Source organism: Pseudomonas sp. B21-041, from assembly GCF_024748675.1.
Taxonomy (GTDB): domain Bacteria; phylum Pseudomonadota; class Gammaproteobacteria; order Pseudomonadales; family Pseudomonadaceae; genus Aquipseudomonas; species Aquipseudomonas neuropathica.
This window is the reverse complement of record NZ_CP087175.1, coordinates 2,535,148-2,556,440: the sequence shown is the minus strand read 5'-3', so window position 1 is coordinate 2,556,440 and position 21,293 is coordinate 2,535,148. Positions and strand designations below refer to the sequence as shown.

The 21,293-nt window shown below is 59.6% G+C and carries 24 protein-coding genes; 15 read left to right on the top strand and 9 right to left on the bottom strand.

Translation table 11 applies throughout. The features are described from left to right. Positions 1-192: 192 nt before the first annotated feature. Both LOY43_RS11365 and LOY43_RS11360 read right to left on the bottom strand, forming a co-directional pair. Complete coding sequence (locus LOY43_RS11365; protein WP_258709649.1) at positions 193-1,587, bottom strand: FAD/NAD(P)-binding protein; 1,395 nt, start codon at positions 1,585-1,587, stop codon at positions 193-195. Then, positions 1,588-2,151 (bottom strand): helix-turn-helix domain-containing protein, encoded by a 564-nt coding sequence (locus LOY43_RS11360; RefSeq protein ID WP_093437325.1) that lies wholly within the window; start codon positions 2,149-2,151, stop codon positions 1,588-1,590. A gap of 85 nt (positions 2,152-2,236) precedes the next feature. Between LOY43_RS11360 and LOY43_RS11355 the strand changes: the two genes are divergently transcribed. The 7 genes from LOY43_RS11355 (at position 2,237) to LOY43_RS11325 (ending at position 9,478) form a co-directional block, all read left to right on the top strand. Beyond that, positions 2,237-3,172: a DMT family transporter gene (locus tag LOY43_RS11355; protein WP_258709648.1), complete on the top strand. Its 936-nt coding sequence runs from the start codon at positions 2,237-2,239 to the stop codon at positions 3,170-3,172. 248 nt (positions 3,173-3,420) lie between these two features. Next, positions 3,421-6,339, top strand: coding sequence for a monovalent cation/H+ antiporter subunit A (locus LOY43_RS11350; protein WP_258709647.1), 2,919 nt, complete (start codon positions 3,421-3,423; stop codon positions 6,337-6,339). Further along, positions 6,339-6,683 (top strand): Na+/H+ antiporter subunit C, encoded by a 345-nt coding sequence (locus LOY43_RS11345; RefSeq protein WP_007910763.1) that lies wholly within the window; start codon positions 6,339-6,341, stop codon positions 6,681-6,683. The genes LOY43_RS11350 and LOY43_RS11345 overlap by 1 nt, the downstream gene beginning before the upstream one ends. Beyond that, the gene (locus tag LOY43_RS11340) at positions 6,680-8,359 is read left to right on the top strand and encodes a monovalent cation/H+ antiporter subunit D (protein WP_095050005.1); all 1,680 of its coding nucleotides are present in this window, start codon (positions 6,680-6,682) and stop codon (positions 8,357-8,359) included. Before LOY43_RS11345 ends, LOY43_RS11340 begins: the two co-directional genes overlap by 4 nt. After that, the gene (locus LOY43_RS11335; protein ID WP_095050004.1) at positions 8,356-8,844 is read left to right on the top strand and encodes a Na+/H+ antiporter subunit E; all 489 of its coding nucleotides are present in this window, start codon (positions 8,356-8,358) and stop codon (positions 8,842-8,844) included. Before LOY43_RS11340 ends, LOY43_RS11335 begins: the two co-directional genes overlap by 4 nt. Next, entirely contained in the window at positions 8,841-9,119 is a 279-nt protein-coding gene (locus tag LOY43_RS11330; protein ID WP_007910754.1) for a K+/H+ antiporter subunit F, read from the top strand. The genes LOY43_RS11335 and LOY43_RS11330 overlap by 4 nt, the downstream gene beginning before the upstream one ends. After that, a complete protein-coding gene (locus LOY43_RS11325; protein ID WP_093437301.1) occupies positions 9,116-9,478 on the top strand; it encodes a Na+/H+ antiporter subunit G in 363 nt (120 codons plus the stop codon). The genes LOY43_RS11330 and LOY43_RS11325 overlap by 4 nt, the downstream gene beginning before the upstream one ends. Positions 9,479-9,587: 109 nt before the next feature. On the opposite strand, the gene LOY43_RS11320 is transcribed toward LOY43_RS11325, so the two are convergent. Beyond that, positions 9,588-10,028 carry a DUF3995 domain-containing protein gene (locus tag LOY43_RS11320; protein WP_095050003.1) on the bottom strand — a complete coding sequence of 147 codons (441 nt, stop codon included), beginning with the start codon at positions 10,026-10,028 and terminating at the stop codon, positions 9,588-9,590. 94 nt (positions 10,029-10,122) lie between these two features. On the opposite strand from LOY43_RS11320, the gene LOY43_RS11315 reads away from it, so the two are divergent. Next, positions 10,123-10,512 carry a DUF2946 domain-containing protein gene (locus LOY43_RS11315; RefSeq protein WP_016982997.1) on the top strand — a complete coding sequence of 130 codons (390 nt, stop codon included), beginning with the start codon at positions 10,123-10,125 and terminating at the stop codon, positions 10,510-10,512. A gap of 92 nt (positions 10,513-10,604) precedes the next feature. After that, positions 10,605-12,737 (top strand): TonB-dependent siderophore receptor, encoded by a 2,133-nt coding sequence (locus LOY43_RS11310; protein ID WP_258709646.1) that lies wholly within the window; start codon positions 10,605-10,607, stop codon positions 12,735-12,737. A gap of 115 nt (positions 12,738-12,852) precedes the next feature. On the opposite strand, the gene LOY43_RS11305 is transcribed toward LOY43_RS11310, so the two are convergent. The 3 genes from LOY43_RS11305 to LOY43_RS11295 all read right to left on the bottom strand — a co-directional run bounded on the left by LOY43_RS11305 (position 12,853) and on the right by LOY43_RS11295 (position 14,640). Next, a complete protein-coding gene (locus tag LOY43_RS11305) occupies positions 12,853-13,869 on the bottom strand; it encodes an ABC transporter substrate-binding protein (protein WP_220558602.1) in 1,017 nt (338 codons plus the stop codon). A 127-nt stretch (positions 13,870-13,996) separates the two neighbouring features. Next, entirely contained in the window at positions 13,997-14,194 is a 198-nt protein-coding gene (locus tag LOY43_RS11300; protein WP_258709645.1) for a hypothetical protein, read from the bottom strand. After that, positions 14,191-14,640 (bottom strand): hypothetical protein, encoded by a 450-nt coding sequence (locus tag LOY43_RS11295; RefSeq protein ID WP_176471300.1) that lies wholly within the window; start codon positions 14,638-14,640, stop codon positions 14,191-14,193. The genes LOY43_RS11300 and LOY43_RS11295 overlap by 4 nt, the downstream gene beginning before the upstream one ends. On the opposite strand from LOY43_RS11295, the gene LOY43_RS11290 reads away from it, so the two are divergent. The 3 genes from LOY43_RS11290 (at position 14,635) to LOY43_RS11280 (ending at position 15,599) form a co-directional block, all read left to right on the top strand. Continuing rightward, complete coding sequence (locus LOY43_RS11290) at positions 14,635-14,958, top strand: hypothetical protein (RefSeq protein ID WP_141231802.1); 324 nt, start codon at positions 14,635-14,637, stop codon at positions 14,956-14,958. The genes LOY43_RS11295 and LOY43_RS11290 overlap by 6 nt on opposite strands. A 102-nt stretch (positions 14,959-15,060) precedes the next feature. Beyond that, positions 15,061-15,312: a hypothetical protein gene (locus tag LOY43_RS11285; RefSeq protein ID WP_095049997.1), complete on the top strand. Its 252-nt coding sequence runs from the start codon at positions 15,061-15,063 to the stop codon at positions 15,310-15,312. A 50-nt stretch (positions 15,313-15,362) separates the two neighbouring features. Next, entirely contained in the window at positions 15,363-15,599 is a 237-nt protein-coding gene (locus LOY43_RS11280) for a DUF2789 domain-containing protein (protein WP_258709644.1), read from the top strand. Between the two features lie 6 nt (positions 15,600-15,605). Here the strand turns inward: LOY43_RS11280 and LOY43_RS11275 are convergent, their stop codons facing one another. The 3 genes from LOY43_RS11275 to LOY43_RS11265 all read right to left on the bottom strand — a co-directional run bounded on the left by LOY43_RS11275 (position 15,606) and on the right by LOY43_RS11265 (position 18,158). Beyond that, positions 15,606-15,809, bottom strand: coding sequence for a hypothetical protein (locus LOY43_RS11275; RefSeq protein WP_258709643.1), 204 nt, complete (start codon positions 15,807-15,809; stop codon positions 15,606-15,608). 111 nt (positions 15,810-15,920) lie between these two features. Beyond that, positions 15,921-17,144, bottom strand: a complete 1,224-nt coding sequence (locus tag LOY43_RS11270; RefSeq protein ID WP_371917972.1) for a methyl-accepting chemotaxis protein — start codon at positions 17,142-17,144, stop codon at positions 15,921-15,923. Between the two features lie 609 nt (positions 17,145-17,753). Continuing rightward, a complete protein-coding gene (locus tag LOY43_RS11265) occupies positions 17,754-18,158 on the bottom strand; it encodes a TraR/DksA family transcriptional regulator (RefSeq protein ID WP_003225981.1) in 405 nt (134 codons plus the stop codon). Positions 18,159-18,559: 401 nt separating this feature from the next. On the opposite strand from LOY43_RS11265, the gene LOY43_RS11260 reads away from it, so the two are divergent. The 3 genes from LOY43_RS11260 to LOY43_RS11250 all read left to right on the top strand — a co-directional run bounded on the left by LOY43_RS11260 (position 18,560) and on the right by LOY43_RS11250 (position 21,244). Beyond that, positions 18,560-19,468 carry a MurR/RpiR family transcriptional regulator gene (locus tag LOY43_RS11260; protein ID WP_095049993.1) on the top strand — a complete coding sequence of 303 codons (909 nt, stop codon included), beginning with the start codon at positions 18,560-18,562 and terminating at the stop codon, positions 19,466-19,468. Positions 19,469-19,529: 61 nt separating this feature from the next. Beyond that, entirely contained in the window at positions 19,530-20,135 is a 606-nt protein-coding gene (locus tag LOY43_RS11255) for a glutathione S-transferase (protein WP_258709641.1), read from the top strand. A gap of 2 nt (positions 20,136-20,137) precedes the next feature. Further along, on the top strand, positions 20,138-21,244 hold the full coding sequence (locus LOY43_RS11250) for a DNA alkylation repair protein (RefSeq protein WP_258709640.1): 1,107 nt from the start codon (positions 20,138-20,140) through the stop codon (positions 21,242-21,244). The last annotated feature ends 49 nt before the right edge of the window (positions 21,245-21,293 follow it).

The window sequence follows — 21,293 nt, the reverse complement described above, 5'->3', positions numbered from 1 at the left end:
CGCAACAAATGTAGGAGCGAGCCTGCTCGCGATAGCGGTATATCAGTCGCTGTGATGTCGACTGATCCACCGATTTCGCGAGCAGGCTCGCTCCCACAGGGTCTGGTGTGTAGCGCAAAGGGTGTTTACAACCCAAGTCCCCCTGTGGGAGCGAGCCTGCTCGCGAAGAGGCCCGAAAGAACACTATCAACCTTATCCCACCAACCGCGCCGCCAACGCCTTGGCCTGCAACGCCACATCCGTCACCGCCGTGCTTTCCCACCACATCCCGCGCAATGGCGGCCCCATGGCAAACAACCGGCCAGTCGCACGCCCCTCGGCATCCAGCACCGCGCCATCCACTGCCGCTGCGATTCCCAGCGCCAATGGCCCCGGCTGCACCAAACCCCGCGCCAGTAACTGCTGCGGCAACGGTCGTGCCACGCGGCGCCAGTCGTATTCGATGCCACTGGAATTAATCAGTGCAGCGCCCTGCACTACACAAGTTCCAGACTCACCGCGACGCCGAATACAAATGCTGACGCCACCTTGCGGACTCGGCACAAGCCCTTTGAACGAAGCCGCCTGAATCCGCAACCGTCCTTCTGCATGCAACCGTTCAACCAGCGCCGCACTCAACGGCGGCGAACGGTGGTGATGACTTTCCCACCACGGACGTACATGCCGTACGAATTGTCGACGCTGCGTGTCAGTCGCCTGGCTCCATAAGCGGGCGATGTGCACGCGAACCGTGTCCAGCGGCGCTTGCCAATCGATGCCTTGTGCGATGGCTGCCTGGCATTGCCGACGCAATTCGCGCAACAGCTGCCGAGGCGTGCACAGGCTGTGATCGTCGCCAAGAAAATCCATCCAGGCCGGCGGTTGTCGGCGCACATGGGGCAACAAACCGTGCCGGGAAAACACTTCAATTGGCCCGCGATGCCCGGCCTGCTCCAACGACACCACGGCATCGACCATGGTCAGGCCAGAGCCGATGATCAATACGGTCGATTGCGGGTCAAGTTGACGCATCTCCGCGACATCCCACGGATCCAGCGCTGCGGCGTTGAGACCACTGGAGGTTTTCTGCGGGGTTCGCGCGGCCGGGAACATTCCAGTCGCCAAGACCGCGTAGCCACCGCGCAGTGCCTGACCATTGCTCAGTGTGAGCTGCACTGAATCGGCCTCGACTTGCAGGTCGACGACCTCCGCGCGAAGGTGTTCAACGTTCGAGCCATTTCTCGCACCGACAAGGCGCGCTTCGGCCAAGCGCTGCTGCACATAGACCCCGAACAATCCACGCGGCGGAAACAGTTCACTGATCGGCACCTTCTGCTCGGCAGACTCTGGCCAGCCGCCAGCAGTAATGTGCTCGGTGAGCCACTGCGTCAGGTCATCGGGATTATCCGGATCAACGCTCATCCGCGCGGCGTTGCCGTTGAGCGTGTGACCCAACTCGACCGCGCTATAGGCCTCGCCTCGACCGATCTCGGCACGCGGTTCGATAATCAGGACATGGCGCCGGCCCGGCAGACGCAACAATTGCACGGCCAGCATCGTGCCGCTGAGGCCGCCGCCGATAATCAGGATGTCTGCACGCTGATTCATTCAAATCACCACATTACGAACAAACCGCGCCGGCACATCCCCATCGTTGCGATAGGAATGCGGCTGGTTACTGGCAAACATAAAAAACTCGCCCGTGCCGATGTGCTGCGGCTGATCGCCGAGCATCAGGGTCAGGCAACCCTCAAAGACGAAAATCTGCTCGCTCCAGCCCTCGGCATCGGCTTGCGAGGGGTAGACCTCGCCCGGTTGCAGGCACCATTCCCATTGCTCGACTTCGCGCGTCGCCGTGGCTTTGGAGAGCAGCACCGCTTTGCTGCCTGGGTGAGTGCCCGCCCAGGCCACCTCATTGATGCGGCTCGGATCACGCGCATCCGGCGCCTGGATCAGATCGCTGAACGCTACATCGAGCGCTTCGGCGACGCGATCAAGGGTGGTCAGGCTGACATTCTTCTCGCCCGCCTCGATCGCCACCAGCATTCGCCGACTGACACCGGACTTTTCTGCCAGCGCGGTCTGACTCAGGTCGGCGGCATGCCGCAGACGCCGGACGTTCTGGCTGACGTGTTGCAGGACGGATGCCCGTTGCATTGAATCTTTGTGCACTATATTGCTCACTCGGTGAGGTTGGGCAGTATACTGCGCAACGTTGGGCGCATTGTGCGGCCTCCTTTTTATAGTGCGCAAGGTCATGACGTCGCAGAACAGCTCCCCCACTCCCCTCCGTTTCTCTCGTTTCAGCAAAGCCGAGTGCGTGCTGGTGCTGATTACCATGGTCTGGGGCGGCACGTTCCTGCTGGTGCAGCACGCGATGACGGTCAGCGGCCCGATGTTTTTTGTCGGCCTGCGTTTTGCGGCAGCGGCTTGTATCGTTGCGCTGTTCTCATGGCGTCATCTACGCGAACTGACCCTGTTCGAACTCAAGGCCGGCGCCTTTATTGGCGTGGCGATCATGCTTGGTTACGGCTTGCAGACGGTCGGCTTGCAAACGATCCCGAGCAGTCAATCTGCATTTATCACCGCGTTGTATGTGCCGTTCGTGCCGTTGCTGCAATGGCTGGTGCTCGGGCGTCGTCCGGGCTTGATGCCGAGTATTGGCATCATGTTGGCGTTCACCGGTTTGATGCTGCTGTCGGGGCCGTCCGGGGCTGAGCTGAATTTCAGTCCAGGTGAAATCGCCACATTGATCAGTGCGATCGCGATTGCCGCCGAAATCATTTTGATCAGTACCTACGCCGGCCAGGTGGATGTGCGTCGGGTCACCGTGGTGCAACTGGCCACGACTTCGGTGTTGTCGTTCCTGCTGGTGGTGCCGACTGGCGAATTGATACCGGACTTTTCCTTGACCCTGCTGGTGACCGCGCTGGGGTTGGGCGCGGCGAGTGCGGCGATTCAGGTGGCGATGAACTGGGCGCAGAAGAGTGTTTCGCCAACCCGGGCGACGTTGATCTATGCCGGTGAGCCGGTGTGGGCCGGGATTGTCGGGCGGATTGCCGGGGAGCGGTTGCCGGCGATTGCGCTGGTGGGCGCCGGGTTGATTGTCGCGGCGGTGATTGTCAGTGAATTGAAGACCAAGGGTAAGGTTGCAGAAGCCGAAGCAGAGCTGGAGCGAGAAACTCAAGGTTAATCTGCAATATCTTTAGTGCCTGGACTATAGCTATCGCGAGCAGGCTCACTCCTACACTTGAAATGCGTTCCCCCCTGTAGGAATGAGCCTGCTCGCGATGAGGCCATTCCAAGCAACATCGATCTACCTGAAACAATGCCAAACAGAAAATTCCAGACTACTTTGTAGGATTCTGAGACATCCTGGCGTTTGGTGATCGGGGAGCTGGCACGTATGATGCTTCACAAACTTCCGCAGATTAGAAGCCTATGTCCCTGATAGTTCTACTGCTTCTGCCATTCATTGGCAGCTGTCTGGCAGCGGTGCTGCCTCACAACGCGCGTAATACCGAATCACTGTTGGCAGGTCTGGTCGCTTTGATCGGCACCGTCCAGGTCGCGATGTTGTACCCGCAAATTGCCCACGGCGGCGTGATCCGCGAAGAGTTCATGTGGCTGCCCAGCCTCGGTCTGAACTTCGTTCTGCGTATGGACGGTTTCGCCTGGCTGTTTTCGATGCTGGTACTTGGCATCGGCACGCTCGTTTCTCTCTATGCCCGTTATTACATGTCCCCGGACGATCCGGTGCCGCGTTTCTTCGCGTTTTTTCTGGCGTTCATGGGCGCCATGCTCGGTCTGGTCATCTCCGGCAATCTGATTCAGATCGTGTTTTTCTGGGAGCTGACCAGCCTCTTCTCGTTCCTGTTGATCGGTTACTGGCACCACCGCGCCGACGCCCGTCGCGGTGCTTATATGGCGTTGATGGTCACCGGTGCCGGCGGGTTATGCCTGCTGGCGGGGGTCATGATTCTCGGCCATGTCGTCGGCAGCTATGACCTCGACAAGGTCCTGGCCGCCGGCGACATGATTCGCGCACATTCGCTCTACCCTATCCTCCTTCCCCTTATTCTCATTGGCGCCCTCACCAAAAGCGCCCAGTTCCCTTTCCACTTCTGGCTGCCCCACGCAATGGCGGCGCCGACTCCGGTTTCGGCCTATCTGCATTCGGCGACCATGGTCAAGGCCGGGGTTTTCCTGCTCGCGCGTCTTTGGCCGTCGCTGTCCGGCAGCGAAGAATGGTTCTACATCGTCAGCGGCGCTGGTGCGTGTACGCTGTTGCTCGGCGCCTATTGCGCGATGTTCCAGAACGATCTCAAAGGTCTGCTCGCTTACTCGACCATCAGCCACCTCGGCCTGATCACGCTGTTGTTGGGTCTCAATAGTCCGTTGGCCGCTGTGGCGGCGGTATTCCACATCCTCAATCACGCGACATTCAAAGCCTCGCTGTTCATGGCCGCGGGCATCATCGACCATGAAAGCGGTACTCGCGATATCCGCAAACTCAGCGGCCTGATCAAACTGATTCCCTTCACAGCGACGCTGGCCATGGTTGCCAGCGCCTCGATGGCAGGCGTGCCGCTGCTTAACGGCTTCCTGTCGAAAGAGATGTTCTTCGCCGAAACCGTGTTCATCAATGCCACGGCGTGGGTTGAAGCGGCGCTGCCGATTGTCGCGACCATCGCCGGTACATTCAGCGTTGCCTACTCGTTGCGCTTCACCGTCGATGTGTTCTTCGGCCCGCCGGCCACCGACCTACCCCACACCCCGCACGAGCCGCCGCGCTGGATGCGTGCGCCGGTCGAGTTGCTGGTGTTCACCTGCTTGCTGGTGGGGATTTTCCCGGCGCAAATCGTCGGCCCGTTGCTCGCGGCGGCAGCACTGCCCGTCGTTGGTGGCACCTTGCCGGAATACAGCCTGGCAATCTGGCACGGCCTCAACGCGCCAATGATCATGAGCCTGATCGCCATGTCCGGCGGCATCGTCGTCTATCTGTTGTTGCGCAAACAGCTCAAGCGCGGGCGCTTTAAATACCCGCCACTGGTGGGGCGCTTCAACGGTAAGCGCCTGTTCGAGCGTAGTCTGGTCGTCATGATGCGTATGGCCCGACGCTTGGAGCGACGACTCGGCACCAAGCGTCTGCAGATGCAATTGTTCCTGATGGTATTGGCGGCGGTACTCGCCGGCCTGATCCCGATGTTGCACAGCACGCTGAGCTGGGGCGACCGGCCGAAAATCCCCGGTTCCATTGTCTTCGTGACCCTGTGGTTGCTGGCCATCGCCTGCGCGCTCGGCGCCGCGTGGCAAGCCAAGTATCACCGTCTCGCCGCCCTGACCATGGTCAGCGTCTGCGGGTTGATGACCTGCGTGACCTTCGTCTGGTTCTCCGCTCCGGATCTGGCCCTGACGCAACTGGCAGTGGAAGTGGTCACCACCGTGCTGATTCTGCTCGGCCTGCGCTGGTTGCCACGCCGCATCGAAGAAGTCTCGCCACTGCCGAGCAGCCTGCGCAAAGCACGCATTCGTCGTCTGCGCGACTTGCTATTGTCGATTGCCGTCGGCGGCGGCATGGCGCTGCTGTCCTACGCGATGCTGACGCGGCAAACGCCGAACGACATCTCCTCGTTCTACCTGAGCCGCGCCATGCCTGAGGGCGGCGGCAGCAACGTGGTCAACGTGATGCTGGTGGATTTCCGTGGCTTCGACACCCTCGGCGAAATCACCGTGCTGGTTGCCGTGGCGCTGACCGTATTCGCCCTGCTGCGGCGCTTCCGTCCTCCGAAAGAAAGCCTGCAATTGCCAGCCCAGCAACGCTTGCTGGCACCGGACGTGGTCACCGATCTGGTCAACCCGCGTTCCGCCAGCGACACCGCGCTCGGCTTCATGATGGTGCCGGCAGTGCTGGTGCGTCTGCTGCTGCCGATTGCGCTGGTGGTGTCGTGCTACCTGTTCATGCGCGGGCACAACCAACCGGGCGGCGGTTTCGTCGCCGGCCTGGTGATGTCGGTGGCTTTCATCCTGCAATACATGGTCGCCGGTACACAGTGGGTCGAGGCACAAATGAGCCTGCGGCCGTTGCGCTGGATGGGCACCGGATTGCTATTCGCCACCGCTACAGGTCTGGGCGCGATGCTGGTCGGTTATCCGTTCCTGACCACACACACCTGGCATTTCAGCTTGCCAGTGCTGGGTGACATCCATGTCGCCAGCGCGCTGTTCTTCGACATTGGCGTGTACGGCGTGGTGGTCGGTTCGACGCTGTTGATCCTCACCGCACTCGCCCACCAATCGGTGCGGGGTCACAAGACCGCATCGCTGCCCAAGTCCGTCGCTAGTAAAGGAGCCGTCTGATGGAAGAAGTCATCGCAATCGCCATCGGCGTGCTCGCCGCGTCCGGCGTCTGGCTGATACTGCGGCCACGGACATTCCAGGTGGTCATGGGCCTGTGCCTGCTGTCGTATGGCGTCAACCTGTTCATCTTCAGCATGGGCAGCCTGTTCATCGGCAAGGAGCCGGTGATCAAGGACGGTGTCACCCAGGATTTGTTGCACTACACCGACCCGCTGCCACAGGCACTGGTACTCACCGCGATCGTCATCAGTTTCGCCATGACCGCGCTGTTCCTCGTCGTGCTGCTCGCTTCACGCGGTTTGACCGGCACCGACCACGTTGACGGCCGGGAGCCTAAGGAATGATGGCGATGACTCACCTGATCGCCGCACCGATCCTGCTGCCGCTGCTGACCGCCGCCATCATGCTGATGCTCGGCGAGCGGCACCGACCGTTGAAGGCAAAAATCAACCTGTTCTCCAGCCTCGTCGGCCTGTTCATTTCGGTGCTGTTGCTGCAATGGACGCAAACCACCGGCGTGCCCGGCTCCATCGGGGTTTACCTGCCGGGCAACTGGCAGGCGCCGTTCGGCATTGTGCTGGTGGTTGATCGCCTGTCGGCGCTGATGCTGGTGCTGACCGGGATCATCGGCGTCAGCGCCCTGCTGTTTGCCATGGCCCGTTGGGACGGCGCCGGTTCAAGCTTCCACGCGCTGTTCCAGATTCAGTTGATGGGCCTGTACGGCGCGTTTCTGACGGCGGATCTGTTCAACCTGTTCGTATTCTTCGAAGTCTTGCTCGCCGCGTCTTATGGCCTGTTGCTGCACGGCTCGGGTCGGGCACGGGTCTCGTCGGGGTTGCATTACATCTCGATCAACCTGCTTGCCTCGTCGCTGTTTCTGATTGGCGCGGCCCTGATCTACGGTGTCACCGGCACGCTGAACATGGCCGATCTGGCGCTGAAGATTCCACTGGTGCCGGAGGCCGACCGCGGCTTGCTGCACGCCGGCGCGGGGATTCTCGCTGTCGCCTTCCTGGCCAAGGCCGGCATGTGGCCGCTGAACTTCTGGCTCGTACCCGCCTATTCTTCCGCCAGTGCACCGGTGGCGGCGATGTTCGCGATCATGACCAAGGTTGGCGTGTACACCCTGCTGCGTCTGTGGACCCTGTTGTTTTCCGGCCAGGCCGGAGCGTCGGCATTCTTTGGTGGCGACTGGCTGATCTACGGCGGCATGGCGACGATGGCCTGTGCGGCGCTGGCGATTCTGGCCGCGCAACGGCTGGAGCGCATGGCCAGCCTGAGCATTCTGGTGTCGGCGGGGATTCTGTTATCGGCCGTCGGTTTCGCCCAGCCAAACCTGATCGGCGCGGCGCTGTTCTATCTGGTCAGCTCGACCCTGGCGCTGAGTGCACTGTTCCTGCTGGCAGAACTGATCGAACGTTCGCGTTCGGCCAACGAGATCCCGCTGGAAGACGAAAGCGAACTGCTGCCACGCCCACAGGAATCCCTGCAACCGCCCAAAGGCATCAACCTCGATGACGAGCAGAAAGCCGTGGTCGGCCAGGTTATCCCGTGGACTATGGCGTTTCTCGGCCTGAGCTTCATCGCCTGCGCTTTGCTGATTATCGGCATGCCGCCGCTGTCCGGATTTATCGGCAAACTCAGCCTGATCGGCGCCTTGCTCAATCCGCTAGGCCTGGGCACCGGCGCGCCGATATCCAACGCGGCCTGGGCGTTGCTGGCACTGCTGATCCTCACCGGGCTGACGTCGTTGATGGCGTTCTCGCGCCTCGGCATCCAGCGCTTCTGGACCCCGGAGGAGCGCCCTTCGCCGCTGCTGCGCAAACTCGAATGCGCGCCGATCTTCCTGTTGCTGGGGCTGAGCATCGTCTTGACCTTCAAGGCTGAGCCGCTGCTGCGCTACACCCAGGCCACCGCCGAGGCACTGAACAACCCGCAGCAATACGTCATGGCGGTGCTCGGCACCCGCGCCGTCCCGAGCCCGGAAGCCAAATCGGCGATGCTGGAGGTGCAGCCATGAAGCGCGTGTTTCCTGCACCTTTATTGTCGTTGGCGCTGTGCGCCTTGTGGCTGACCCTGAACCTGTCGATCAGCCCGGGCAATCTGCTGCTCGGCGCGATACTGGGTTTTGCTGCACCTTTGATGATGCGCAAACTGCGTCCGAAACAAGTTCGCATTCGCCGTCCGGGAACGATTCTGCGCCTGTTTCTGCTCGTGGGCCGTGATGTGGTGATGTCCAACCTGATCGTGGCGTGGGGCGTGCTCAATGCTGGTCGGCGCCCTCCGCGCTCGGGCTTTGTCAAAGTCCCGCTGGACCTGCGCGATGCTCACGGCCTCGCAACGCTGGCGATGATCTGCACGGTGGTGCCCGGCACGGTATGGTCAGAGCTGGCGCTGGATCGCAGCATTTTGTTGTTGCACGTCTGGGATCTGGATGACGAAGCGCAGTTCATCGAGCACTTCAAGAGCACCTACGAGCGGCCGCTGATGGAGATTTTCGAATGAGCCCATTACTGTCGAACGCGATCCTGCTGACGCTGTTCCTGTTCTCGCTGGCGATGGTGCTGACCCTGGTGCGCCTGTTCAAAGGCCCTTCGGCGCAAGATCGGGTCTTGGCGCTGGACTACCTGTACATCGTCGCGATGTTGATGATGCTGACCCTTGGCATTCGGTATTCGAGTGACACTTACTTCGAAGCGGCGCTGCTGATTGCGCTGTTCGGCTTCGTCGGCTCGTTTGCCCTGGCGAAATTCCTGCTGCGTGGCGAGGTGATCGAATGAACGCTGAATTGTCGCTATGGATCGAGATTCCGGTGGCGATCCTGCTGGTGCTCAGCGGGCTTTTTGCGCTGATCGGTGCGATCGGATTATTGCGTATGAAGGATTTCTTCCAGCGCATGCATCCGCCGGCACTGGCTTCGACGCTAGGCGCATGGTGTGTGGCGCTGGCATCGATCATCTGTTTTTCGGCGCTGAAGTCCGGGCCGGTCATACATGCCTGGCTGATTCCGGTTTTGCTGGCGATTACTGTGCCGGTGACTACTTTGCTGCTGGCGCGGGCGGCGTTGTTCCGCAAGCGCATGGCTGGGGATGATGTGCCGGCCGAGGTCAGTAGCCGCCGCACCGAGAGTGGTAGCTGAAGATTTGTAGGGGCTGATATGACGCCATCGCGAGCAGGCTCACTCCTACAGGGGAACGCATTCCAAATGTAGGAGTGCGCCTGCTCGCGATAGCGATATCCGACTCACCTCAAACCCAAGCCACCGCCAACAACCCCGCTCCCAATACCGCACACAACGGCGAATACACCCAGGTGTCGAGCCGCGCAAACCGTGAATCCGTCACTTCCTTGAAAAACCCGACCAGATTCGAATCACCAATCGCCCGGGCAAACATCAACAGCGCAATCGCGCTGATCACCCATTGCAGCGCTTTGTGTGTCACCGCCGGCACTCCCCAGCCAACCCGCATACACACCAACGCAGCAATCACCAGCAACGCCGCCGCCACGATCAACGTGAGCCAGCCTGACGGCTTGAACGCCGGCCGCACCGTTGCGACAAATCCGCGCACCGGCACCTGCGGCACCACCACCGCTGCCGCCCACTGCCCACCCAGCGCCCAATACACGTGCATCAAGGCGATCACCGCAAACGTTGTCACCAGCCATTGAGCCAATACAAAGGTCATGGTTGAAATCCTTGGAAAGGGATTTGAACAAATCAGCCTAGTCGCATTTTTTCCAAGTGCACGACCGATCAGCGGTACGGTAAAGTGCCGCCCCATGAAATTCTCCCGTTCCGATCGCTCACTACTGGCCTGGATGCTTTATTGCTGCGTCCTGTTCAACGTGTTCGCCTGCAGCATCGGTCACGGACAAATGGTCGGCATGCAGCTGAACGGTATCGGCGGCCAGTTCTGTACAGTCGACCCGGCCACTCAAGCGCCGCTCGCCAGCAACCCCACTGAAGAACAACTGCCGACCCTGTCCAAGGCATTTGGCTGCCCGCTGTGCTCGGTCGGCGGCGGCATGGGCCCGGCGTTCAACTCCAGCCTGACGCTAGCGATCCTGCCCGAACAACACAGCCCACCACTGGCGCCCATCGTCAGCGCCGACCTCCCTGCCCGCTTCACCTGGCCGTCGGCCAATCCTCGCGCCCCACCGCTCGCCTGAGTGTCTCTGCCTTTTTGATTTGTCAGCCCACTGCGCCAACGCGCGGCGTTTGCCTGTGCGCTGACTCCTAGACAAGCATTCAGGATTCAATGATGAAACAACTCACTCTGCTGGCGAGCCTGTGCGGCTGCCTGTCCGTTAACGTCTGGGCGCAATCCACCGTGGATCTGGCGCCGATCACCATCGATGGCGAGTCCGGCGCAGAACCGGGTCTGAGCCTCGACCAATCCAGCGGCATGGCGTCGCGACTGGGTTTGAGCGTGCGCGACACGCCGGCCTCGGTGGCCATCGCCAATCGCAATGACATCGAACGCCATGGCGCGCAGAACTTCCAGGACGCCGCCAACACCTTGCCTGGGGTCAACGCCAGCGCACCGCCGGGGTTCGGCGGCTTCGTCTCCTATCGTGGCTTCACCAGCAGCCAGATCACCCAGATGTTCAACGGCATCAACGTCTCCGGCGGACTCGCGCGGCCCGTCGATTCATGGATCTATGATCGTGTGGAACTGGTCGGCGGCCCGTCGTCGCTGATCAACGGCGCAGGCTCGGTGGGGGGATCGCTGAACTACGCGACCAAACTCGCCACCCGTGATGAACAAGCGGTTGAAGGCCGGGTCAGCTACGGCACCTACGACACCAGCGAAACCGCTTTCGGCCTCAACCACGCCCTCACCGACCCGAGCGCCGACGTGCAGCACTACGCGCGCCTCGACGTCAGTCACAACACCAGCAACGGCTACATCGACCGCCAGGAGCGCGATGCCTGGAGCGTGGCGTTCTCGCTGCTCAGCGATCTCACACCCGACCTGTCGCACACGTTGGCCCTGGAATATCAGGATGAACACGAAGACAGTCCGTACTGGGGCACGCCCGTGCTCAATCCCAAGGCCGGCGAGTTGAAGATCGATAAACACAACCGCTTCAATAACTACAACGTCGAGGACGGTCGCTACGAGCAGCGGACGATCTGGGTCCGTTCGATCATCGACTACCGGATCAACGACAGCACCACCCTGCGCAATACGCTGTACCACCTCGACAGCCAACGCGATTACCGCAACCTCGAAACCTACCAGTACAACGCCGACAACACCGCGGTGAATCGCTCCACTGCGTATCAGGTGCGTCATCAAGGCGAGCAGAACGGCAACCAGTTCGAGTTGCGCCATGACAACACGCTGTTCGGTCTCGATACGACGTGGTCGGGGGGCTTCGAATACAAGGTCAACCAGACCACCAACTCGCCGCTGAACGTCAAAGGTGCGAGCTCGGTTGACCCGAACAACTACCGTCCGGGGCATTTTTACGACATCCCGGGCACCAACCCCAAGCTGATCAGCGACAAAACCAACGAGGTCACCACCAAAGCATTGTTCGTGGAAAACCGTTTAGCGTTGACCGACAAACTGTCGCTGCTCACCGGCCTGCGCTATGACGACATTGACCTCGACGTGACCAACCATCGCACGGTAACCGCCACCAACCCGAAACACCTCAAGCGCAGTTGGGAACCAGTCACCGGCCGCGCCGGCCTGACTTACCAATTCATTCCGTCGGCCAACGTCTACGTGCAATACAGCACCGCCGCCGAGCAACCGAACGGCACGCAAGACTTCGACGTTTCCACCGGTAAGCAATGGGAGATTGGCAGCAAATTTGATTATCTGAACGGGCGCGGCTCGGCGACGATTGCGGCCTACACCATTGAGCGAAAGGACTTCGCCGTGACCGATCCGCTGGACCCGACCAGCAGTATTCCGGTCGGTCAGCAGACGTCGAAAGGTTTAGAGATCGCCAGCTCGTTGCGGATCACCGACAAGCTGCTGGCTGAAGGCAACTTCGCTTGGGTCGATGCGCAATACGATGATTTCACCGAAAAGAATGCCGCCGGCGTGGTGGTATCACGCAAGGGCAACACGCCGACCAACGTGCCGGATCGGGTTGGCAATCTGTGGCTGACTTATGATTTTTCGCCGCAATGGCAAGGTGGGGTGGATGCACGATATGTGGCATCGGTGTATGCCGATACTGCGAATACCATGACCGTGCCGTCGTACACATTGTTCGGCAGCTTTCTCAGCTACAAGGTTGATTCGCATACCACCGTCACCGGGCGCGTGCGTAACCTGACCAATGAGGTGTATGCCGAGTTTGCGCATGTTTCGCCGGCGTATTACCTGGGGACACCGCGCACCTTCGAACTGGCCGTGCAGACGAAGTTTTAAAAGCATCGCGGGCAAGCCCGCTCCCACAGTGTTTGGTGTCGTACATAAAATTTGCATTCAACGACAATACCTGTGGGAGCGGGCTTGCCCGCGATGAGGCCGGGCGCTACAGCCTCTATTTCAGATCAGCGGATACCTTATCCGCCACATCCTTCGGCAACCAGGCCTGCCACACATCCGGGTGGGCCTTCATGAACGCCACCGCCGCATCACGCGGCGCCGTGTGCTTCTCGCTCATCTCGGCCAACGCCTTGTTCAACGGCTCGATCGGAAAGTCCACTTTGCTGAAGAATTCGGCAATTTGCGGATATTGCTTCTGGAACGGCGTAGACACACCAATCGACAGCTTCGAAGCCAGCGACCGGGTCGGTTTCGGATTGGGATTATCCGCATCGGTTAGCGTCTTCCAGGCTTCGGCATCAAACGGCGGCTCTTCAAGTTGCACCAGTTTGAATTTGCCCAGCAGCGGCGTCGGCGACCAGTAGTAAAACAGCACCGGCTTACCGCGACGAATCGAAGAGCTGATCTCGGCGTCCAGCGCCGCACCCGAACCACTGCGGAAATTGGTGTAATCGTCCTGCAGACCATAAGCCGTCAACTTCTGCTTGTTGACCACTTCCGACGTCCAGCCGATCGGACTGTTGAGGAACCGACCCTTGCTCGGATTTTCTGCATCTTTGAACACGTCCTTGTACTTTTTCAGATCACTGACGCTGCGCAGATCCGGCGCCAGCGGTTTGATGCCTTTGGCCGGGTCGCCCTTGATCACGTACTCCGGCACCCACCAGCCCTCGGTAGCGCCTTTGACGGTATCGCCCAGGCTGACGACTTTGCCTTCGGCCTCAGCCTTGACCCACACCGGACTGCGCCCGGCCCACTCCTCGCCAATGACCTGAATGTCATTGTTGGCCAGTGCGGTTTCCAGCGTGATGGTGGTGCCGGGCAACGTGTCGGTCGGCAAGCCGTAGCCCTTCTCGACGATGACCCGCAGAACATCGGTAATCAGGCTGCCGCTTTCCCAGTTCAGGTCGGCAAAGTGGATCGGCGCCTGCGCGGCCATCACCGATGGCGCTGATGCCAGCAAACCAAACGTGGCCACGCTGGCGGCCAATAACCGTCGAAATCCGTTCATGCATTGCACCTCGTGCTGTTCACAGCAATGGCAGGTTGGCCTGACAGAAGACCGCAAGCCTCTGAATACTCAGTCAACTGACTGTAGCCGAGGTTCCTGCTTTTTCCGGGTCATGCTGCGGACGAGGTTATGAATCAGACTTTTCCTGCAAGCTTTGCAGCTCGCGCCTGACCATGCTGGCGTATTCCGCGGGGCGCAACTGATAGATCTGCGCAGCCACCCAATTCAGCCAGGCACCTTGCTGTTCCGCCTTGGCGGCGAACAGCCGCAGGGCTTCCTCGCGTGCAGTGTCGAGGTTCTGCGCATGGAAATCCGCGCGGCTCACTCGCTGGCCTTGAACGTCACCAGCTCACCCTTGCGCCACTTGGCGGCTTTGGCCGTAACGGCTTTCAGGGTTTTGGTCAGGCCTTCCTGCAATTGCTCATGGGCGGCGAACACGGTCACCACGCTATGGCCTTCCTTGAACAGGATTGCGTGCCCGTCAGCGGTTTCGACGAAAGCGTAATCACCCAGTCCATAGACCGTGAGTTTGATTTCGCGAAAACGCAGATCCATCTTGCCGCCTTCGCGGCTGGGCAAGACCGATGCACTGAAATGATCGCCGACCTTGAGCTTGAGCCCCGGTTTGTCATCGACCACCAAGGCACTTTCGGTGTCGATCTCGGCCACGTAAATGCCTTCGGCGTTCTGCTCGGTGATGTAAACAAAACGCGACTGGAACAGCTTGACCAGCTTTGCACGCAAATCACCCAACACGAACAAAGCATGCATATCGAGATTACTGACTGCCAAAGAAACATCCCCACATCTGAAAAAACCGCACACGGAAAACGCGCACGGCAAAAAAACGGCCAGGCCGATGTCACTGCAAACAAATCAATAAAGCCCGAATCGAGCAGAGTGCTCATTCAACGCGAGGTTGGTAAGACTACTGGATTGTCACTCGGGAAACTCATCCCGATGTCGCCAAAACCTGAAGGAAAATTCCTCAGCGTCAGCAAGAGCAGTCTGACTACGAACTTTAGGGAAAATTCTCACGAAAAAAAGCACTTCTCCGACATATCGCTGGCGAAAAATTGCTTTAGATAAGCCCTGTCGTCAACAGGTACTGGCGATTCTAGAGCAGCGATGCTCATTCCGACTACCCGAAACGGCCGGTAAATACCGGCCAACTGATGAAAAGGACTTCATATGTGCACTCGGACTCACTTTGCCATGACCGTTGACGCCCGGATCGAATCGTCGCTGATACTAAGTGCCACCACGATCAACGACGATTACCCGCGTTTCCAAGTGGTACCCGCCGGCAACGCTTTCTTCCATATAAAGGAAACATCGACCGGGCGCGTAAGAGGTTTCCGTGAAGATCACAACGAAGCCTGCGCCCTCGCCCGCTCACTTGAGTCGAAGATCGAACTCCTGGCGAATGGCTGCCTCAGATAAAGAGAGCGACCGATTGTGCCATCCCGGCGCAAATCAAAAAGGAGAACACGATGGATCTGGAAGGTTATAACTTGAAAACTCTGTTCGATCAGTTAGGTCTTCCTTCAGAAGGACCGGAGATCGACAGTTTCATCGACGCGCATCCTCTCGACGCTGACACCAAACTAGTCGATGCCCATTTCTGGTCGGACTCTCAAAGGCAAACGCTACAAGAGTGGATCAGCAAAGACGATGACAGGACAATCGTCTTCGACGAGCTGAACGTACGCCTTCACGACGGCAAGTAACCGAACTCAGTGCAGGCTGTCAGCACACTCGGCTTGCAATTGCGCGAGCCACGCAGCCTTGCACTCCTCGGCCTCGTTACGACTGGCAAACGCGGTGCCGCGACGCTCGCCATTGAGCAAAACCACCCAGCACACGCTCTGCCCCAACGCGCGCAAACCGGCCGGTACGCCACTGCCGATCATCACGGCAACATCAACTCTGCACTGCATGCAGCCCCCGAAATCATTAGCAACCTAACTAAGCGGGCAGATTAATGGTTTCTTTCGAGCGGAAACAGCAAGCTCCGTGCACAGATTCATTGCACCGCAAGTAACAATCTCTCAGCGCGGTTTCTCCGGCTTATAGCCCAGGCGCAATCCACCCCAGTGCCGGCCCTTGATCATGATCGGCACCGACAGGTCATGCATCAGTTCACCGGTGTCGCGGGTGTAAGTCTGCAACAGCACCGGTTGCTGATGGTTGCCGCAGCGAATACCGGTGCGATCCGCGAACTTGCGTTTGGTGCGATTGTTCACCGCATCGACCTGCGCATCGCCAGTCAACGGCTGACTGAACAGCTGATTGTGCGTTGGCACATAACCTTGCTGCGTGCAGGCAATGGCGAACACCAACCCCTCGTGACGCGGCAACAATGGCTCCTGAATCGCCGGCAGCACCTGATCGGTGTAACGGTCGAAACGGGTTTGAAACTTCGCCGGTTGGGTATTCGGGATCGGCTGATACTGGCGATCGAACAGATCCTCGAGGCTTATCTTTCCCTGCTCGACATCCGCTTCGAAACGCGCGGCAATCTGGCTCGCCCCTTCGCGGGCCAGATCGTAGATGCGCTGGTGATAGTCATCCAGACCGACTTCGGCCAGCCGCTCGCTGATGGTTTCCGCCTGCCCTTCCATTTGCACCGCCGCTTCAGCGAGGCGGCGAGTCTGTTGATCGCTGATCGCCAGATCGCTGCGCATCTGCTCGATGGCCTTGAACAGGCTGTCGAGCTGTTCGCGATTGGTTTCTGCACCATGAGCGATTTCACCGACCTGGCTTTCCACCCCCGCTGCCAGTCGCGCGATGTTCTGCAGATGCTGGCCGGTGTGTTCGACCTGCTCGACACCGATCTGCAGATCACTCGACAACTCGCGAATCTGCTCCACCACCTGCGCCGTGCGTTGTTGAATGTCGGCGACCATCTCACCCACTTCACCGGTGGCCGACGCCGTGCGCGCCGCTAATCCACGCACCTCATCCGCGACCACGGCAAAACCGCGACCATGCTCTCCGGCTCGCGCTGCCTCGATCGCCGCGTTCAATGCGAGCAGATTGGTTTGACTGGCAATCGACTGAATCACCAGGGTCACGCGCTGAATATCGTCACTGCGCAGGCTCAAGGCTTCGATCAACTCACGGCTGGCATTGGCGCGCTGACTGAGCTGATGCATGCGCGCGATCGAATCCACCAGTTCCGTGCGCCCCGCCGCGCTGCTGTGATGCGCCTGACTGGCCGCCTCAAGCGCGGCACGGCTGAGTTGTGAAGTGGCGTGTTCAGTCGCGATCATCACCTCGGCGTTGCTGACGATCTGCGCCGCCGCATCGAGTTGCGATTCAAGTTTGCTCGCCAGTTCCTTGACCGAAAATGCCACGCCAGCCGCCGACAAGGCGTTATGACTGGTGGTGTAGGAAAGGTCTCGGGTCAACTCAGAAATGGCGCTGCCGCTGTCGGCAGGCTGAACATCGGGGATGGCGCGGGAACGCAAGCGCGGTAGCCAGACAATCAGCACCGCCAGCGGCATGCCGATGTACAGCGACCATCCACCCAGCGTCATGCCGGCCAGCAACAGCATCAGGGCGATGCTTTGCAGGGTCGGCGCAATCCAGCGGTTTTTCGGCAAAAGCACTGGTGCAGGCAAAGCCCCAACCAGAGATCCGTCTCTCGTCATATCAACACCCCACGCTTGTTCTCATTATTGTGACTGCATTAAACGCCACTACAACGCCATTATCCATGGTCCGTTAGTCGTGGGGTCTGTGGCAGGTCAATGGAACGGCGCGGGCTTATTGCAGACGAGCAAAAACAAAGATCGCAGCCTTCAGCAACGCCCATGTAGGAGCTGCCGAAGGCTGCGATCTTTTCAAGGTGCCCCTGTTGAAAGGGTCACCCCACAGAATCAGGCCTGACGCTGGTGCTTGTCGATCTGCTCGTGACGCTCTTGAGCTTCGATGCAGTACTTGGTGGTCGGGCTGATCAGCAGGCGCTTCAGGCCAATGGCCTCGCCGCTATCGTCGCACCAGCCAAAGCTGTCTTCCTTGATGCGCTCAAGGGCTTGTTCCAGTTGCGGCAGCATGCGCTGGTCGCGATCGATCGCGTTCACCAGCCAAGTGCGCTCTTCTTCAACCGAAGCCGCGTCCGCCGGGTCAGCCGGGGTGTCCAGGCTTTCGATGGCGATACGGTTTTGCTCAATGCGCTCGTGGGTTTCGACTTTCATGTTCTGCAGCAGCTCAGTGAAGAAAGCGTGCTGCTCTGCATTCATGTAGTCATCTGCCGGCATGGCCAGCAACTTGTCCTTTGTCATTGATATCTCTATAAAAAAACGTGCATTAAGGCGAATTAGGGAGCGTTTCGGCGAACCGCGTGCGGTCGGCGAAAAGGCATCGTTTATTGCAAATGCCACCCGGCACTCAATTTACGAGGGGCGGCAGTCTAAGGCCCGATCGAGGCCTCAGCAACTGTAAATACAGGGAATTTGTCCGACAACGCCCGGAAACTGCTCTGACACAGGGTTCACACGGCCATCGGAGTGCGTTTATAGCAAGAAATTCAGTCGAGCGGCTGTATATAGAAGACAAACGGCTAACCACGCAGCGCCCAGACGCAGTTTTTTACCACGCACTGCATCGTTTCAGCAAAGCAGAACCGCAAAAGCCCCCCTAATATCAGGCCCACCGTGTGATCAATCAGCCTGAAGGATGACCTATGCCCCGCCCCGATCTGCCGGCCACCGACGAGGTTTCACTCGCCAGCCCCCCGATCAATGCCGAGCGCCTGCTGCAACTGATCACCGACGAATACGACGCCCTGCCGCGCCAGCTCAAACGCATCGCCAGCTACATCAGCCAACAGAGCGACCGGATCATGGTCGACCGCATCAGCGACATCGCCCGCGAGTGCGAAGTGCACCCGTCCGCCATCGTGCGCTTCTCGCAACGCTTCGGTTTCAGCGGCTTCAGCGAAATGCAGGCGCTGTTCCGCAGCGCCTACACGCACAAAGCCTCGCCGGTGCAAAACTACCAGCAACGCATCCGCAGCATGATCGCCGACCAGTCGCAGCAAGCCAGCGCCGGCGACCTCGCCCGCGAATGCATCGACGCCACCCGCTCCGGCATCGAACGCCTGGGCCGCGAACTCGACGACGCCGCCTTCGAAAAAGCCGTCGAGCTGATCGTCAACGCCGACAACATTTATGTCGTCGGCGTGCGCCGCTCCTTCGCCGTCGCCGACTACCTCGTTTACAACTTGCAACACACTCAGAAGCGCATTCACCTGGTTTCGGGGCTGGGCGGTAGCTATCGCGAGCAAATGCGCAGCGTGCGCGCCAACGATCTGGTCATCGCCATCAGCTTCGTGCCCTACGCCAAGGAGACCCAACACTGCCTGCGCTTCGCCCGCCAGCAACAGGCCAACACCCTGATCCTCACCGACAGCCAGCTCTCGCCGCTGGCAAAACTCGCCAACAGCGTATTGCTGGTCAACGAAGGCAGCGCCCTCGCCTTTCGTTCGCTGAGTGCGACGTTGTGTTTGTGTCAGGCGCTGTTTGTGGCAGTGGCGTATCGGCTGGAACTGAATGTTGATGAGATTCACGAACAACCCGGCTTCGACGACTGACAATTGCCTCAACGTCGGCTAGGTTATGCCTTCCCACCGGTTTGACTTGAAGGAACGCGTCATGAAACTGATCGGCATGCTGGACTCCCCTTACGTACGCCGCGTAGCCATCTCCGCCAAACGCTTGGGGATTGACCTCGAACACGAGTCGGTCTCGGTGTTCCGCCACTTCGAGCAATTCCAGCAGATCAACCCGGTGGTCAAAGCCCCCACGCTGATCCTCGACGACGGCGTGGTCCTGATGGACTCGACCCTCATCCTCGACTACCTCGAAGCCAGTTCCGGCAAAAGCCTGCTGCCAACCGACCTGAAACAACGCGCCCACGCCCTACGCCTGATCGGCCTCAGCCTCGCCGCCTGCGAAAAAGCCGTACAGCTCTACTACGAACGCAACCTGCGCCCGGCCGACATTCAATACCAACCGTGGGTCGAACGCGTCGAAGGCCAACTCGCCGCCGCGTTCACCGCCCTTGAGCAAGAACTGGAAAAAACCGGCCTGCCCACCGACGGCACCCTCACCCAGGCCGGCATCAACCTCGCCGTCGCCTGGAGCTTCACCGGCCTCGTCGTCCCCGACCAGATCGACACCCGCCGCTACCCCCACATCGCCCAATACACCGCCTACGCCGAAACCCTCGAAGCGTTCGTCAGCACCCCGATGACCTGACCATGAGCACCACCGACACCGCCGCCCCGGCGTTAAAGGAAATCTTCAACGCCGAGCGCTTGCAGCACATCGCCCGCGAAATGAGCGCCGTGTACCCGGCGTTCAAGGCCAAAGCGTTTCTCAAACATGCCCAGGACGGACTCGCTGAATTATCAGTGATGCAACGCATGGCCCGCGTCAGCGAAAGCCTGCACGCCGTGCTGCCGCTGGACTACGAAGATTCCCTCGATGTATTGCGTGAACTCGCGCCAAGGCTGAACAGCGGATTCGTCAGCATGTGTTTGCCGCACTACGTCGCGAGCTACGGCGGTCACGCCTTCGACACCTCCATGGACGCCCTGAAGTACTTCACCACCTTCGGCTCCTCCGAATTCGCCATCCGCCACTTTTTGCGCAGCGATCTGGAACGCTCGCTGGAATTGATGCACGACTGGACCCGCGATGAGAACCACCACGTCCGACGACTCGCCAGCGAAGGCAGCCGACCTCGGCTGCCTTGGTCGTTTCGGTTGGAAGCGGTTCAGGCCGATCCGCAGTTGGCCGCCGGGATACTCGATCGGTTGAAAGCGGATGAGAGTTTGTACGTGGGCAAGTCCGTGGCGAATCATTTGAATGACGTGACGAAAGTGCATCCGGAGTGGGTGTTGGACACGATTGAAGGTTGGTCATTGGAGAACAAGCACACGGCGTGGATTGCGAAGCATGCGTTGCGGAGTTTGATTAAGCAGGGGGATTTACGGGCGCTGACGGTGATTGGTGCCGGGGCGAAGGCTGAGGTTGAGATGTTGGATGTGCGGGTTGAGCCGGCGGTGGTTAGGTTGGGGGAAGCGATTACGTTGTCGTTTGTGGTGAAGTCGACGGTGGCGCATGAGCAGCGGTTGGTGATTGATTATGCGATTGACTATGTGAAGGCGAATGGCGGGGTTTCGGGGAAGGTTTTTAAGTTGAAGACGGTGGTGTTGGCGGGATTTGAGAGTGTGGTTGTGGGAAGGCGGCAGGTGATTAGGGACTTTACGACGCGGAAGCATTTTTTGGGACGGCATGGGGTGCGGGTTATGGTTAATGGGGAGGTGTTGGGGAGTGCCAAATTCGACATCGTCGCTGATTGATACCGCTAATGGATTCCGCTGATCTGGCAGTACTCGGACTGATAGGAAA

Coding starts and splice junctions, on each gene's coding strand:
- LOY43_RS11365 (WP_258709649.1), bottom strand. CDS start 1,587: ATGAATCAGCGTGCAGACATCCTGATTATCGGCGGCGGCCTCAGCGGC.
- LOY43_RS11355 (WP_258709648.1), top strand. CDS start 2,237: ATGACGTCGCAGAACAGCTCCCCCACTCCCCTCCGTTTCTCTCGTTTC.
- LOY43_RS11350 (WP_258709647.1), top strand. CDS start 3,421: ATGTCCCTGATAGTTCTACTGCTTCTGCCATTCATTGGCAGCTGTCTG.
- LOY43_RS11345 (WP_007910763.1), top strand. CDS start 6,339: ATGGAAGAAGTCATCGCAATCGCCATCGGCGTGCTCGCCGCGTCCGGC.
- LOY43_RS11340 (WP_095050005.1), top strand. CDS start 6,680: ATGATGGCGATGACTCACCTGATCGCCGCACCGATCCTGCTGCCGCTG.
- LOY43_RS11335 (WP_095050004.1), top strand. CDS start 8,356: ATGAAGCGCGTGTTTCCTGCACCTTTATTGTCGTTGGCGCTGTGCGCC.
- LOY43_RS11330 (WP_007910754.1), top strand. CDS start 8,841: ATGAGCCCATTACTGTCGAACGCGATCCTGCTGACGCTGTTCCTGTTC.
- LOY43_RS11325 (WP_093437301.1), top strand. CDS start 9,116: ATGAACGCTGAATTGTCGCTATGGATCGAGATTCCGGTGGCGATCCTG.
- LOY43_RS11320 (WP_095050003.1), bottom strand. CDS start 10,028: ATGACCTTTGTATTGGCTCAATGGCTGGTGACAACGTTTGCGGTGATC.
- LOY43_RS11315 (WP_016982997.1), top strand. CDS start 10,123: ATGAAATTCTCCCGTTCCGATCGCTCACTACTGGCCTGGATGCTTTAT.
- LOY43_RS11310 (WP_258709646.1), top strand. CDS start 10,605: ATGAAACAACTCACTCTGCTGGCGAGCCTGTGCGGCTGCCTGTCCGTT.
- LOY43_RS11305 (WP_220558602.1), bottom strand. CDS start 13,869: ATGAACGGATTTCGACGGTTATTGGCCGCCAGCGTGGCCACGTTTGGT.
- LOY43_RS11290 (WP_141231802.1), top strand. CDS start 14,635: ATGCATATCGAGATTACTGACTGCCAAAGAAACATCCCCACATCTGAA.
- LOY43_RS11295 (WP_176471300.1), bottom strand. CDS start 14,640: ATGCATGCTTTGTTCGTGTTGGGTGATTTGCGTGCAAAGCTGGTCAAG.
- LOY43_RS11285 (WP_095049997.1), top strand. CDS start 15,061: ATGTGCACTCGGACTCACTTTGCCATGACCGTTGACGCCCGGATCGAA.
- LOY43_RS11280 (WP_258709644.1), top strand. CDS start 15,363: ATGGATCTGGAAGGTTATAACTTGAAAACTCTGTTCGATCAGTTAGGT.
- LOY43_RS11275 (WP_258709643.1), bottom strand. CDS start 15,809: ATGCAGTGCAGAGTTGATGTTGCCGTGATGATCGGCAGTGGCGTACCG.
- LOY43_RS11270 (WP_371917972.1), bottom strand. CDS start 17,144: ATGATCGCGACTGAACACGCCACTTCACAACTCAGCCGTGCCGCGCTT.
- LOY43_RS11265 (WP_003225981.1), bottom strand. CDS start 18,158: ATGACAAAGGACAAGTTGCTGGCCATGCCGGCAGATGACTACATGAAT.
- LOY43_RS11260 (WP_095049993.1), top strand. CDS start 18,560: ATGCCCCGCCCCGATCTGCCGGCCACCGACGAGGTTTCACTCGCCAGC.
- LOY43_RS11255 (WP_258709641.1), top strand. CDS start 19,530: ATGAAACTGATCGGCATGCTGGACTCCCCTTACGTACGCCGCGTAGCC.
- LOY43_RS11250 (WP_258709640.1), top strand. CDS start 20,138: ATGAGCACCACCGACACCGCCGCCCCGGCGTTAAAGGAAATCTTCAAC.